The following is a 13,293-nucleotide window of genomic DNA, read 5'->3' on the forward strand; positions in this document are numbered from 1 at the left end:
TGCAACGGCTTACTCGTAACCGAAGGCCTTCAGTGCGGCCTCGTCGTCGGACCAGCCTTCACGCACGCGCACCCAGGTCTCCAGGAACACCTTGGCACCGAACAGGCGCTCCATCTGCAGGCGGGACTTGGCCCCGATCTCCTTCAGGCGGGTACCACCCTTGCCGATCACGATCGCCTTCTGGCCCTCGCGCTCGACCCAGATCACCGCACCGATGCGCAGCAGGTTGCCATCTTCGGTGAAGCGCTCGATTTCCACGGTGGTGGCATACGGCAGCTCTTCGCCGAGCTGGCGCATCAGCTGTTCACGTACCAGTTCGCCGGCCAGGAAGCGCTGGCTGCGGTCGGTGATCTCGTCTTCGCCGAACATCGGCGGCGCTTCCGGCAGCAGCGCCAGTACGTCGCGTACCAGTGCCTCCAGGCCGTTGCGCTTCTGCGCCGAGATCGGATGCACCGACGAGAAATCGCGGCCGGCCGTGACTTCCTGCAGGAACGGCAGCAACGCGCCCTTGTCCTTCAGCCGGTCGATCTTGTTGACCACCAGCACCACCGGGATACCGGCGTCGCGCAGAACATTGAAGGCCAGGCTGTCTTCCTCGTCCCAGCGACCAGCTTCGATCACCAGCAGGCCGGCATCGACGCCTTCCAGCGAACCGCGCGCGGCGCGGTTCATCACCCGGTTCATCGCCCGCTTCTGCACCTTGTGCAGGCCGGGGGTGTCGACCAGCACCAGCTGGCCTTCCGGATAGGTGGCGATGCCCAGCAGGCGATGGCGCGTGGTCTGCGGGCGGTTGGAAACGATGCTGACCTTGGCCCCGACCAGGGCATTGGTCAGGGTCGATTTGCCCACGTTCGGGCGGCCGATGACGGCCACGCTGCCGCAATGATGGGAAGTTTGTTCGCTCACTTGGAATCCAGTTGTTCTAGGACGGCTGCAGCCGCCTGTTGTTCGGCAAGCCGCCGCGAGGCGCCTTCGCCCTCGGTGCTGGCGGCCGGGTCGGCTACGTTGCAGCGTACCCGGAAGTGCTTGGCGTGGTCGTCACCGGATTCTGACACCAGTTCATACTGCGGCAACGCCTTCTGTCGGGCCTGCAGCCATTCCTGCAGGCGGGTCTTGGGGTCCTTCTCGGGCCGACCGGAAGCCGGCAGTGCCTCGATCGAAGCGCTGAACCAGGGCAGTACCACCGCCCGGCAGGCCTCGAAGCCGGCATCCAGGTAGATCGCGGCCACCACGGCTTCCACCGCGTCGGCCAGGATCGAGTCGCGGCGATGACCACCGGACTTCATTTCGCCGGGGCCCAGGGTCAGCCGCTCGCCCAGTTCCAGGGTGCGCCCGATCACCGCCAGCGCGCCTTCACGCACCAGCTCGGCACGGGCACGGGTCATCGCGCCTTCGTCAGCCTTGGGCCAGCGTCGGTACAACGCCTCGGCCGCCATCATGTTGACGATGCTGTCGCCGAGGAACTCCAGGCGCTCGTTGTGCGGCGCACCGGCACTGCGATGCGTCAGCGCCTGCTTGAGCAGGGTCGGGTCGCTGAAGGCATGACCGATCAGGTCGCCACGTTGGATGAATTTACTGGGCACCGCTTCGTGTCAGGTCCTGGGAAGAATCGAATTTGCCAACCACATCGAGGTTGCCGATCAGCTGACGGCGCACTTCGTAGTTGACCTTGAGGGTCCAGCCATTGTCGCGACGGTCGAACTTCACGTTGGCCGGCTTCACGTTGTCCGAATAGTTGATGTACAGGCGCTTGAAGAACAGGTCCTGGATGCGCGCCGGCTCCATGCTGCCCACGCCCGGCTCGTTGGCCAGGCTCTTCATCGCCGAGCGCACCGCGTAGTACTCCTGGTACATCGGGAACAGCTTCATGCCGATGTAGAGGAAGAAGCCAACCACGATCAGGACCGTCAGGAACGAGGTCAGGGTCATGCCACGCTGCGTGTTCATCGTCTTCATTGCGTTCTCCCCAGATACGCGTTGGATGTGAAAATACTCAGTTGGTGCCCGCTCAGTTGATGCTCGAGCCGATCCGCGACGGCTCGAAGCCATCCTTGCAGAACCAGCCCTGGCAGTTCAGCCAGATCAGGAACGCCTTGCCACGCAGGTTCTCTTCCGGCAGCAGGCCCCAGAAACGGCCATCATCGCTGTTGTCGCGGTTGTCGCCCATCACCAGGTACTTGCCGGCCGGCACGGTCCACTGGCCCTGGCCACGCGGATAGTCGGTCTCCAGCACCGTGTGGGTGCGGCCCGGCAGGTGCTCGACCAGCAGGTTGGCGCCCTCGCCCTGGCCCTTGTGGCCGGCGTAGATCCCCTTGTTGTCGTACTTCAGCGGCTCGCCGTTGAGGATCACGCCATCGCCTTCGAAGACCACGGTGTCACCCGGCACGCCGATCACGCGCTTGATGAAGTTCTCGCCCTTGGCCGGATCGTTCTCGCCATGGCCGGGGAAGTGGAACACCACCACGTCACCACGCGAGGGCTCACCCACCGGCACGAACTTGGTGTTGCTGATCGGCAGGCGCAGGCCGTAGGAGAACTTGTTGACCAGGATGAAATCGCCGATCAGCAGGTTCGGCATCATCGAGCTGGACGGGATCTTGTACGGCTCGGCAATGAAGCTGCGCACGATCAGCACGATCGCCAGCACCGGGAAGAACGCACGCGAGTAGTCCACCAGCACCGGCTCGGAATCGAGCAGGCCCGCGCGCTGGGCGCGACGCTTGGCGAGGTACAGCTTGTCCGCGAGCAGGATCAGGCCCGAGGCCAGGGTCAGCACGACCAGGAGGATCTCAAACAGTTTCATTCAGGGTCCTTTGCAACGTCACCAGACGACCGGCCCCGCAGGGCCGGTGCGGGCTTACTTGTTGTCCATCTGCAGCACGGCCAGGAACGCTTCCTGCGGGATCTCCACGCGGCCGACCTGCTTCATGCGCTTCTTGCCTTCCTTCTGCTTTTCCAGAAGCTTCTTCTTGCGCGAAACGTCGCCACCATAGCACTTGGCCAGCACGTTCTTGCGCATGGCCTTGACCGTGGTACGGGCGATGATCTGCGAGCCAACGGCGGCCTGGATGGCCACGTCGAACATCTGGCGCGGGATCAGGTCCTTCATCTTTTCGCACAGTTCGCGGCCGCGACGGTCGGCATGGCTGCGGTGCACGATCAGCGACAGTGCATCGACCTTGTCACCGTTGATCAGTACGTCCACGCGCACGAACGGGCCTGCGTCGAAGCGCACGAAGTGGTAGTCCAGCGAGGCATAGCCACGGCTGACCGACTTCAGCTTGTCGAAGAAGTCCAGCACCACCTCGGCCATCGGCAGCTCGTAGCTGATCTGCACCTGGCTGCCCAGGTAGTTGATGCCGATCTGGCTGCCGCGCTTCTCTTCGCACAGCTTGATGATGTTGCCGATGTACTCCTCGGGGGTGAGCACGTTGGCACGGATGATCGGCTCGCGGATCTCCTCGACCTGGTTCACCGGCGGCAGCTTGGCCGGGTTGTCCATGTTGATGATCGAGCCATCGGTCTTCAGGACTTCATACACCACCGTCGGCGCGGTGCTGATCAGGTCCAGGTTGTATTCGCGCTCCAGGCGCTCCTGCACGATTTCCATGTGCAGCATGCCGAGGAAGCCGCAGCGGAAGCCGAAGCCCATCGCCTCGGAGCTTTCCGGCTCGAAACGCAGCGCGGCATCGTTCAGGCGCAGCTTGTCCAGCGCTTCGCGCAGGTCCGGGTAGTCCTCGGCATCGACCGGGAACAGGCCGGCGAACACACGCGGCTGCATTTCCTGGAAGCCCGGCAGCGGCTTCGGTGCCGGGTCGCCGGCCAGGGTCAGGGTGTCGCCGACCGGCGCACCGTGCACGTCCTTGATGCTGGCGGTGACCCAACCCACTTCACCTGCACGCAGCGCCGGCAGCACCTTGCGCTTCGGGGTGAACACGCCGACGTTGTCGACCTGGTGGTTGCGGCCGGTGGACATCACCTGCAGCTTGTCACCTGCCTTGATCTCGCCCTGCATCACGCGCACCAGCGAGACCACACCCAGGTAGTTGTCGAACCAGGAGTCGATGATCAGCGCCTGCAGCTTGTCGGTGTCGCGCGGCTTCGGCGGCGGGATGCGATGCACGATCGCTTCCAGCACGTCCTGCACGTTCAGGCCGGTCTTGGCACTGACCGGCACGGCGTCGGAGGCGTCGATGCCGATCACGGCCTCGATCTCGGCCTTGGCACGCTCGATGTCGGCGGTGGGCAGGTCGATCTTGTTGATCACCGGCACCACTTCCAGGCCCTGCTCCACGGCGGTGTAGCAGTTGGCCACCGACTGCGCTTCCACGCCCTGGGCCGCATCGACCACCAGCAGCGCGCCTTCGCAGGCGGCCAGCGAGCGGCTGACTTCATAGGAGAAGTCGACGTGGCCGGGGGTGTCGATGAAGTTCAGATGGTAGGTCTGCCCGTCCTTGGCCAGGTACGGCAGCGACACCGACTGCGCCTTGATCGTGATGCCACGCTCGCGCTCGATCGGGTTGGAGTCGAGCACCTGCGCTTCCATCTCGCGGGCCTGCAGGCCACCACAGAGCTGGATGATGCGGTCGGCCAGCGTGGACTTGCCGTGGTCGACATGGGCGATGATGGAGAAGTTGCGGATGTTCCGCATCGAATCAGAAGACATAGGTGGCGGCGGCGCGCGGCGTCGTCAGGGTAACGGTCGATTATCGCATGCCCGGCGCCCGCCCGCGAAAACGGCCTCATCGGACCGGGCCCGGAATGGCCGAAGCCCCGCCAGGGCGGGGCTTCGGGGAAAAGCCGGGGCCGCCGAAGCGGCCCCGGCAGGCCTTACTGGCCAGCCTTGACCGCGACGAACGCGCTGTTGCCGCTGCCGGTGCGCACCAGCAGCATCACCACGTCGCCCTTCTTGTAGCTGGAAAGCGCACGGTTCAGCGCGTCCACGCTGCCGACCTGGGTGCTGGCCACCTGCAGGATCACCATGCCCGGAGACAGGCCCGCATCACGCGCTCCCTGGCCCTTGACCCCGGTGATGCGCACGCCTTCGCCCGATTCCAGGCCCAGCTGCTTGCGCTGCGGTGCGGTCAGGTCACTGACGTCCAGCCCCAGCAGGGCATTGGCGCCGGCCTGCGGAGCCGCATCGCTGTCGCCGGTGGCCGGGCCACGCGAACCGGCCTGCCCGTCTTCAGTCAGTGCGGTCAGGGTGGCACTGAGGTCGCGCGGCTTGCCATCACGGATAACGCCCAGGGTGACCCGGCTGCCCGGTGCCATCGCGCCGATCAGCGGCGGCAGGTCGGACCAGCTGTTGACCGGCGCGCCGTTCACCGAACGGATCACATCACCGATCTTCACCCCGGCCCGGGCTGCAGCCGAGTCCGGCACGATCTGGTTGACCAGGGCGCCGCGGCTGTCCGGCAGGCCCATCGCCTGCGCCTTCAGCCCGTCGATTTCCTGCACCACCGCGCCGAGCTGGCCACGGGTGACCTTGCCGGTCTTCTTGATCTGCTCGACCGCGCTCATCGCCAGGTCGATGGGGATCGCGAAGCTGATGCCCATGTAGCCGCCCGAGGCGGAGAAGATCTGCGAGTTGATGCCGACCACTTCGCCACGGGTGTTCAGCAGCGGGCCACCGGAGTTGCCCTGGTTGATCGCCACGTCGGTCTGGATGAAGGGCACGTAGCGCTGGTCCGGACCACCTGTGCTGCGGCCGAGGGCGCTGACCACGCCGGCAGTGACCGAGTGGTCGAGGCCGAACGGCGAACCGATCGCGACCACCCACTGACCCGGCTTGAGGGAGTTGGAGTCGCCAACGCGCACGGTCGGCAGGTTCTTGCCGTCGATTTTCAGCAGTGCCACGTCGTACTGCTGGTCGCTGCCCACCACTTTCGCGGTGAACTCACGGCGGTCACCCAGCTTGACCTTCACCTCGCTGGCATCGGCCACCACGTGGTAGTTGGTCAGCACATAGCCATCGGGCGAGATGATGAAGCCCGAGCCCATGCCGCGGCCCTTGATGCTGGGGCCACCGTCCGGACCGCCCGGGCCCTGCCCCGGCATCGGGAAATCCGGGCCGAAGAAGCGGCGGAAGAACTCCGGCATGTCATCGTCGCCGCCCATCGGGCCCCGCGAGGCCTGGCGGTTGTTGCGGACGATGGTGGTGTCGACGTTGACCACGCCAGGCCCGACCTGTTCGACCAGATTGGTGAAGTCAGGCAGGCCCGTGACCAGCGGCTGGGCCGGGGCCCGCGGCGCGGCGGCCGGCGCGGCCTGGGTCTGGGCGGCCGGAGCCGGGGCCTGCGCGCAGGCCACCAACGGCAGGGTCAGGGCCAGCAGGCCCATGGCCTGCGTGCGGAGTCGGGGAGTCATCGGACGGCAACCTCCGGATCGGATGGAAAGAGGAATACGGGCCCCGCCGACGGCGGGGCGTGAAAGCGCCCGGCTCAGTCGCGCGGGCGCGGCGGCACCGGCAGGTCGTCCTGCAGGCGCGGCTCGAACGGGTAGAACGCGGCGCCCCCGGCGTGGGCCGGGAAGCTCGCATTGAGCGCGCCACCGGCAGCGGGCGCCAGGCTGGAGCGCGGCCACGGTCGCGCCTGCAGGCCACCAACCTCACCGAACGGCATGTTGCGGCTGGCATTGGCCGGCACGGTCGGGGTCAGCGGCGCCTGTGCGGCGGCCACGGCGCGTTGCGGCATGTCCTCGCGCTGGGCGGCACGCGCAGCCTGCTGGCTGCGGGTAGCGCTGGCGCGACGGGTGTCCTGGCGTCGGCTGGCCGCGGCCATGGCCACTGCCGGTACACCGGCCACGGCCATTGCGGCGGTATCCACCGAGGCTTCGGTTACCGGAGCCGGCGTCGTCGGCGCGGGCGCAAGTTCGGCCTGGCTGGCGATCACCTGCGGTGCCAACGGCTCGCCCGGGGTGGCTTCCTTCAGCTTCTCGCCGCCCATGAACAGCGCCACCGCCGCCACCGAGGCGGCCAGTGCGGCGCCACCGCCCCAGGCCCGCCAACCGCTGCGGCGCACCTCGCGGCGCGGCTCGGCCTGCGGCGCCGGTTCGGCAGCGATGGCGGCGGCCACGGCCGCGCTGAAGCCGGCCGGCGCCAGCGCCGAGGCCTGCCCGCGCATCACGTCACCCAGCAGCTGCCAGCGTTCCTGGCAGCCGGCCAGCTCGGGGTCGTGCTCCATCCGGCGCAGCAGGAAGCGCGCTTCGTCGGCGCCCAGCTCGCCATCGACCAGGGCCGACAGCTGCTCGCGATGGCGCTGGTCCAGGCGCTGCCCGGCGGGCGATTGGTGGTTCTGCGATTCGTTGAACGGATTACTGGTCATACGCGGCTCTTCTCACGGGTGGCGCTGCCGATGTCCAACAGCGGCCGGAGTTCGGTGTCGATCGCCTCGCGCGCCCGGAAGATCCGTGAACGCACGGTGCCGATCGGGCACCCCATTTTCTGCGCGATATCTTCGTAACTCAGGCCTTCCACCTCGCGCAGGGTGATCGCCAACCGGAGTTCTTCCGGCAGCGCATTGACGGCCTTCATCACCGTCTGTTCCAGTTCCTGGCGCATCAACTCGCGTTCGGGCGTATCCGTGTCGCGCAGGCGCGTCCCGCTGTCGAACTGTTCGGCGTCACCGATGTCGATGTCATCGGTCGGCGGCCGGCGATTGTGTGAAGCCAGGTAGTTTTTGGCGGTATTCACGGCGATTCGATGCAACCAGGTTGAGAACTGGGCATCGCCGCGGAAACTTCCGATCGCGCGGTACGCACGGATGAAAGTGTCCTGGGCGACGTCCTGACATTCGCTCCAGTCGGCGATGTAGCGACCGACCAGGGCCACCACGCGATGCTGGTACTTGCGCACCAGGACATCGAACGCGGCGCTCTCGCCGTGCTGCACGCGCCGGACCAGTTCCAGATCCAGCTCCTGAGGTGTATCAACATCGGCCATGAGGGGCCGCACTCCTGTCAGCCCAACCGACGTTGGGCAATGAGACTGCCAATCCCGGGAAAAGTTCAGTCGCCGATCACCTGGCGCCGCACCAGCTTTTAACCACCGTTCCGTTAGCGTCCCGGTCCACGGCCATGGATCCGGGGTCGCCACTCCCCTGCTATTGGGATTTGACGCGGGGGAAACAACCTCTGGATCATAGCCGCTTCTCCATACACAACCGGATGGAACGTCCATGCTCTCAGGCTTCGATGGTCTCCGCTTCAGCCACTGGCACCCCGAGATCCGCGACGACGGCGTGGTGGTTCTCTCCCTGGATCGTCAGGACAGCAGCGTCAACGCCATGTCGCAGGACGTGCTGCTGGAACTGGGCGACCTGCTTGAGCGCATCGCCATGGACCCGCCCAAGGGCGTGGTGATCCAGTCGCTGAAGAAGGCCGGCTTCATCGCCGGTGCCGACCTGAAGGAATTCCAGGAATTCGACCGCCGCGGCACCGTGAACGATGCCATCCGCCGTGGCCAGTCCACCTACCAGAAGCTGGCCGAGCTGCCCTGCCCGACCGTGGCGGCGATCCATGGCCACTGCCTGGGCGGCGGCACCGAGCTGGCGCTGGCCTGCCGCTACCGTGTGGCTTCGAATGACAGTTCGACCCGCATCGGCCTGCCGGAAACCCAGCTGGGCATTTTCCCGGGCTGGGGCGGCAGCGCGCGCCTGCCGCAGCTGGTGGGCGCACCGGCGGCGATGGACATGATGCTGACCGGCCGCACCCTGTCAGCCTCGGCTGCGCGTGGCATCGGCCTGGTCGACAAGGTGGTGGCACCGGCGGTGGTGCTCGACACGGCCGTAGCGCTGGCGCTGTCCGGCACCACCCGCCCGTTCAAGCAGCGCGCGACGGCCTGGGCCACCAACACCTGGCTGGCACGCACCCTGCTGGCACCGCAGATGGTCAAGCAGGTCGCACGCAAGGCCAAGAAGGACCAGTACCCGGCGCCCTACGCGCTGATCAGCACCTGGCAGCGCAGCGGCGGCAAGCCGATCCAGGCACGCCTGGATGCCGAGCGGCGTGCCGTGGTGAAGCTGGCCAGCACGCCGACCGCGCGTAACCTGATCCGCATTTTCTTCCTGACCGAGCGCCTGAAGGGCCTCGGCGGTGGTGATTCCGGCATCCGCCACGTGCACGTGGTCGGCGCCGGCGTGATGGGCGGCGACATCGCCGCGTGGGCCGCCTACAAGGGCTTCGACGTGACCCTGCAGGACCGCGAGCAGCGCTTCATCGACCCGGCCATGGAGCGCGCGCAGGCGCTGTTCGCCAAGAAGGTACGCGACGAGAGCAAGCGTCCTGCAGTGGCCGCGCGCCTGCGTGCCGATCTGGAAGGCAACGGCGTGGCCGAGGCCGACCTGGTGATCGAGGCGATCATCGAGAACCCCGAGGCCAAGCGTGCGCTGTACCAGACGCTCGAACCGAAGATGAAGCTGGACGCGCTGCTGACCACCAACACCTCGTCGATTCCGCTGGTGGAGCTGCGCGACCACATCCAGCGCCCGGCACAGTTCGCTGGCCTGCACTACTTCAACCCGGTCGCGCAGATGCCGCTGGTGGAAATCATCCATCACGACGGCATGGCGCCTGAGACCGAACGTCGCCTGGCCGCGTTCTGCAAGGCACTGGGCAAGTTCCCGGTGCCGGTGGCCGGCAGCCCGGGTTTCCTGGTCAACCGCGTGCTGTTCCCGTACATGCTGGAAGCCGCCACCGCCTATGCCGAAGGCATCCCGGGCCCGGTGATCGACAAGGCCGCTGTGAAGTTCGGCATGCCGATGGGCCCGATCGAACTGATCGACACCGTGGGCCTGGACGTGGCCGCTGGCGTTGGCCGCGAACTAGCACCGTTCCTCGGCCTGCAGATTCCGGCCGCGCTGCAGACGGTGGAACCGGACAAGCGCGGTAAGAAGGATGGCCAGGGCATCTATACCTGGGAAAACGGCCGTGCGAAGAAGCCGGACGTGGCCAGCGATTACCAGGCACCGGCCGATCTGGAGGACCGCCTGATTCTGCCGCTGTTGAACGAAGCGGTGGCCTGCCTGCACGAAGGCGTGGTGGCCGATGCGGACCTGCTGGATGCCGGCGTGATCTTCGGCACCGGCTTCGCACCGTTCCGCGGTGGTCCGATCCAGCACATCCGCGCGGTGGGTGCCGACGCGATCGTCGAGCGATTGAAGGCGCTGCAGCAGCGCCATGGTGACCGTTTCGCCCCGCGCCCGGGCTGGGACAACCCCGCCCTGCGCGAACCGGTGGTGTGAATTTATCGGCCGGGCCTGCGGCCCGGCACCCGCAGAGGCAACAGCAACAGCCGAAGCCAGAGCCGGAGCAACAGCCGGCTCTGGCTTTTCTGTTTGTTGGGCGGGGTGGTGTGGGCTTGCAGGACACGCCGTAAACCCGTCCATGGGGGCTCGATGGCGCCATCCATGGCGCCAACGGTCCTGCAAGCCCACACCGCCCCACCCCTGACAGTTTCCCGGTGACGGTCAGTGACCTTCGGGAGCTGGTAGGTGTCGACCTTGGTCGACACGCTTGGTCCACGCCATGCGTGGATGCGAGCGAAGCGACCGGCGTTTGATTTTGATTTTCTTTTTTTCTTCTCCGTGGCTGGACGCACACGGAAACTGTCAGAGGCCGGGCGGGGTGGGTTCGCGGGGGTGTCCGCGGCATGGATGCCGCGGCCAAGCCTCCAAGGACGGATTCACGGCGTCCCCCGCGACCCCACCCCGCCCGGCCAAGCGCGGCTTTTGCTTTACGCGACCAACCCCACAGCCACGAGGGGCTGCGCCGTTGGCTGGAACAACCTGTTACCCATACGGGGCATGTCCCCGTCACAGCTGCATGCGATGCTGATCACCTGATCCCTGCCAGCGAGAACGCCCGCATGACCACCATCATCGCCCCGCGCGTGCACGACATCGGCGGCCTAGAAGTCCGCCGGGCCGTCCCGACCCTGCAGGCCCGCAGCATCGGCTCGTTCGTGTTCGTCGACCAGATGGGACCCGCACTCATGCACCCCGGCACCGCCATCGACGTGCGCCCGCATCCGCATATCGGCCTGGCTACCGTCACCTATCTGTGGTCGGGCGCGATCGGCCACCGCGACACGCTGGGTTCGGACCAGGTGATCCGTCCCGGTGACGTCAACTGGATGACCGCCGGCCGCGGCATCGCCCATTCCGAGCGCACGCCGCAACCTGACCGCGATCACGACAACCCGATCCACGGCATGCAGACCTGGGTGGCGCTGCCGAAATCGCATGAGGAAATCGAGCCGGCGTTCTACCACCATGCCGCCGCCACCCTGCCCGAGCAGCGCCGCAATGGTGTCTGGCTGCGGGTAATCGCCGGCCGCGCCTATGGCGAGGAATCGCCGGTCAAAGTATTCGCCGATACCCTCAACGTGGCGATCGACCTCGACCCGGATGCGGAAATCGATATCGACGACGGCCACCGCGAGCGCGCGCTGTACATCCTCGAAGGCGACGCGCAGCTGGATGGCGTGGACATCCCTGCCCAGCACCTGGTGATCCCCGAGGCTGGTGCGCGTGGCCGCCTGCGCGCAAAGACGCCGGTGAAGGCGATGTTGTTCGGTGGCGAGCCGCTGGATGGCCCGCGTCACCTGTGGTGGAACTTCGTGTCCAGCTCGAAGGAACGTATCGAACAGGCCAAGCACGACTGGGAGGCCGGCCGCTTCGGCACCATTCCGGGCGACGACAAGGAATTCATCCCGCTGCCGCAGTACTGAACATCGCGTGTTGCACACATCCGAAGGTGTATCCCTGCACCCGGCGTTGACACTACAGTCACCCGCTGATCATTGAAATGTGACATAAATCACACTTTCGACCGTCAAAGGAGTGCAACACATGAGCATGGGTAAACGCTTGTCCGCCGAGTTCCTCGGCACGTTCTGGCTGGTTCTGGGTGGCTGTGGCAGTGCCGTGCTGGCCGCCAAGTTCGGCGGTGACGGCAATCCGCTGGGTATCGGTTTCCTCGGCGTTGCGCTGGCCTTCGGCCTGACCGTGGTGACCGGCGCCTATGCGTTCGGCCATATCTCCGGCGCGCACTTCAATCCGGCGGTCAGTGTCGGCCTGTGGGCCGGCGGTCGTTTCCCGACCAAGGACCTGATTCCGTACATCATCGCCCAGGTCGCCGGCGGCCTGCTGGCCGGCTTCATCCTGCTGCAGATCGCATCGGGCGCCAGCGGCTTCGCCATTGATGGCAGCCAGGCCGGTGCATTCGCCAGCAACGGCTACGGCGCGCTGTCCCCCGGCGGCTACAGCGTGGCCGCGGCCTTCCTGTGCGAAGTGGTGCTGACCGCCGTGTTCCTGATCGTGATCATGGGCGCCACCCACGGCAAGGCACCGGCCGGGTTCGCCCCGCTGGCGATCGGCCTGTCGCTGACCCTGATCCACCTGATCAGCATCCCGGTCACCAACACCTCGGTGAACCCGGCCCGTTCCACGGCGGTGGCCTTCTTCGCCGGCAGCGGCGCGGTCAGCCAGCTGTGGCTGTTCTGGGTCGCCCCGCTGCTGGGCGGCGCGATCGGCGGCATCATCTACAAGTGGATCGGCAACGACCGCTGAGGCCTGTGCGGACCATTGCGGCCGACCATCGGCCGCAATGGTTACGCGTGTAACCGCGATTTGTGCGATCGCTCACGTTCCGTTAAGGTTGAGTTGACCGTCCGTGCACATGCCGGCCGGGGCGGCATCCGGGGATGGGATGCCAAGGCTGCCGGTCCATCCGGCGGAGCCAACGACACACCACCTTGGGGGATGCATGAAGTTCGCGCCTGTAGTGTTGTCGAGCCTGCTGTTCGCGGTGGCCCAGGCCGCCGCGCAGGCTCCCACCGAATGTCCTTCATTGCCGGCCAGCAGCGGCCTGCAGTGGCAACAGCAGGCACAGGCCGATTTCCTGGTCTGCCGCGCCAGCACCGGCGATGGCCGCGAGGTACTGAGCCTGATGCTCAGTGCGCGCGATCCCAACCTTCCATTGAACCGCTCGCTGCGCCAGGAAAAGGGCAGCTTCGGCGGTGAATCGCTGTACTGGTACCAGCCCGATCTGGGTGGCCAGCAGCCGCCCGGCTATGCCGAGCGTCGCATCAGTGTGGTCAAGCTCGACAAAGGGCGTTACGCGCAGATTTCGCTGTATCCGGACAGCGCGCAGGAACTGGGCTCGCTGCAGCAGCTGGCGCAGGGCATGAGCCTGACCCCGTCGGCCGTGGCCGCGGGGCGCTGAAGGTGACGGGGATGACTGCCTGGCAGCATCCCCGCAATGCGAGCCGATCCGACGGTAGTGCCGGCCGCTGGC

Annotated in this window: 12 protein-coding genes; 4 read left to right on the plus strand and 8 right to left on the minus strand. The window is 66.6% G+C overall.

Going from position 1 to position 13,293, the window contains the following annotated elements:
• Positions 1 to 9: 9 nt before the first annotated feature.
• The 8 genes from era to rpoE all read right to left on the minus strand — a co-directional run bounded on the left by era (position 10) and on the right by rpoE (position 7,939).
• Positions 10 to 906: a GTPase Era gene (era, locus tag ACZK3J_RS16780; RefSeq protein WP_010482823.1), complete on the minus strand. Its 897-nt coding sequence runs from the start codon at positions 904 to 906 to the stop codon at positions 10 to 12.
• Entirely contained in the window at positions 903 to 1,583 is a 681-nt protein-coding gene (gene rnc, locus ACZK3J_RS16785) for a ribonuclease III (protein WP_134951986.1), read from the minus strand. The genes era and rnc overlap by 4 nt, the downstream gene beginning before the upstream one ends.
• A complete protein-coding gene (locus ACZK3J_RS16790; protein ID WP_010482821.1) occupies positions 1,573 to 1,956 on the minus strand; it encodes a DUF4845 domain-containing protein in 384 nt (127 codons plus the stop codon). The genes rnc and ACZK3J_RS16790 overlap by 11 nt, the downstream gene beginning before the upstream one ends.
• A 52-nt stretch (positions 1,957 to 2,008) precedes the next feature.
• Positions 2,009 to 2,803 (minus strand): signal peptidase I, encoded by a 795-nt coding sequence (gene lepB / locus ACZK3J_RS16795; protein WP_032129848.1) that lies wholly within the window; start codon positions 2,801 to 2,803, stop codon positions 2,009 to 2,011.
• Between the two features lie 54 nt (positions 2,804 to 2,857).
• On the minus strand, positions 2,858 to 4,651 hold the full coding sequence (gene lepA, locus ACZK3J_RS16800; protein ID WP_032129849.1) for a translation elongation factor 4: 1,794 nt from the start codon (positions 4,649 to 4,651) through the stop codon (positions 2,858 to 2,860).
• Positions 4,652 to 4,830: 179 nt separating this feature from the next.
• The gene (locus ACZK3J_RS16805; RefSeq protein WP_032129850.1) at positions 4,831 to 6,366 is read right to left on the minus strand and encodes a DegQ family serine endoprotease; all 1,536 of its coding nucleotides are present in this window, start codon (positions 6,364 to 6,366) and stop codon (positions 4,831 to 4,833) included.
• 74 nt (positions 6,367 to 6,440) lie between these two features.
• Complete coding sequence (locus tag ACZK3J_RS16810; RefSeq protein WP_032129851.1) at positions 6,441 to 7,322, minus strand: sigma-E factor negative regulatory protein; 882 nt, start codon at positions 7,320 to 7,322, stop codon at positions 6,441 to 6,443.
• The gene (gene rpoE / locus ACZK3J_RS16815; protein WP_010482816.1) at positions 7,319 to 7,939 is read right to left on the minus strand and encodes an RNA polymerase sigma factor RpoE; all 621 of its coding nucleotides are present in this window, start codon (positions 7,937 to 7,939) and stop codon (positions 7,319 to 7,321) included. Before rpoE ends, ACZK3J_RS16810 begins: the two co-directional genes overlap by 4 nt.
• A 235-nt stretch (positions 7,940 to 8,174) precedes the next feature.
• On the opposite strand from rpoE, the gene ACZK3J_RS16820 reads away from it, so the two are divergent.
• The 4 genes from ACZK3J_RS16820 (at position 8,175) to ACZK3J_RS16835 (ending at position 13,221) form a co-directional block, all read left to right on the plus strand.
• On the plus strand, positions 8,175 to 10,238 hold the full coding sequence (locus ACZK3J_RS16820; RefSeq protein ID WP_049463328.1) for a 3-hydroxyacyl-CoA dehydrogenase NAD-binding domain-containing protein: 2,064 nt from the start codon (positions 8,175 to 8,177) through the stop codon (positions 10,236 to 10,238).
• 623 nt (positions 10,239 to 10,861) lie between these two features.
• On the plus strand, positions 10,862 to 11,725 hold the full coding sequence (locus ACZK3J_RS16825; RefSeq protein ID WP_414577587.1) for a pirin family protein: 864 nt from the start codon (positions 10,862 to 10,864) through the stop codon (positions 11,723 to 11,725).
• A 121-nt stretch (positions 11,726 to 11,846) separates the two neighbouring features.
• The gene (aqpZ, locus tag ACZK3J_RS16830; protein ID WP_032129854.1) at positions 11,847 to 12,566 is read left to right on the plus strand and encodes an aquaporin Z; all 720 of its coding nucleotides are present in this window, start codon (positions 11,847 to 11,849) and stop codon (positions 12,564 to 12,566) included.
• A 196-nt stretch (positions 12,567 to 12,762) separates the two neighbouring features.
• Positions 12,763 to 13,221 carry a hypothetical protein gene (locus tag ACZK3J_RS16835; RefSeq protein WP_032129855.1) on the plus strand — a complete coding sequence of 153 codons (459 nt, stop codon included), beginning with the start codon at positions 12,763 to 12,765 and terminating at the stop codon, positions 13,219 to 13,221.
• Positions 13,222 to 13,293: the final 72 nt, after the last annotated feature.

The organism is Stenotrophomonas sp. 86428_Sma (genome assembly GCF_056481585.1).

Bases quoted from the DNA above. Each gene is read 5' to 3' on its own strand.
- ACZK3J_RS16790 (WP_010482821.1), bottom strand. From the start codon at position 1,956: ATGAAGACGATGAACACGCAGCGTGGCATGACCCTGACCTCGTTCCTG.
- lepB (WP_032129848.1), bottom strand. From the start codon at position 2,803: ATGAAACTGTTTGAGATCCTCCTGGTCGTGCTGACCCTGGCCTCGGGC.
- lepA (WP_032129849.1), bottom strand. From the start codon at position 4,651: ATGCGGAACATCCGCAACTTCTCCATCATCGCCCATGTCGACCACGGC.
- ACZK3J_RS16805 (WP_032129850.1), bottom strand. From the start codon at position 6,366: ATGACTCCCCGACTCCGCACGCAGGCCATGGGCCTGCTGGCCCTGACC.
- ACZK3J_RS16810 (WP_032129851.1), bottom strand. From the start codon at position 7,322: ATGACCAGTAATCCGTTCAACGAATCGCAGAACCACCAATCGCCCGCC.
- rpoE (WP_010482816.1), bottom strand. From the start codon at position 7,939: ATGGCCGATGTTGATACACCTCAGGAGCTGGATCTGGAACTGGTCCGG.
- ACZK3J_RS16820 (WP_049463328.1), top strand. From the start codon at position 8,175: ATGCTCTCAGGCTTCGATGGTCTCCGCTTCAGCCACTGGCACCCCGAG.
- ACZK3J_RS16825 (WP_414577587.1), top strand. From the start codon at position 10,862: ATGACCACCATCATCGCCCCGCGCGTGCACGACATCGGCGGCCTAGAA.
- aqpZ (WP_032129854.1), top strand. From the start codon at position 11,847: ATGAGCATGGGTAAACGCTTGTCCGCCGAGTTCCTCGGCACGTTCTGG.
- ACZK3J_RS16835 (WP_032129855.1), top strand. From the start codon at position 12,763: ATGAAGTTCGCGCCTGTAGTGTTGTCGAGCCTGCTGTTCGCGGTGGCC.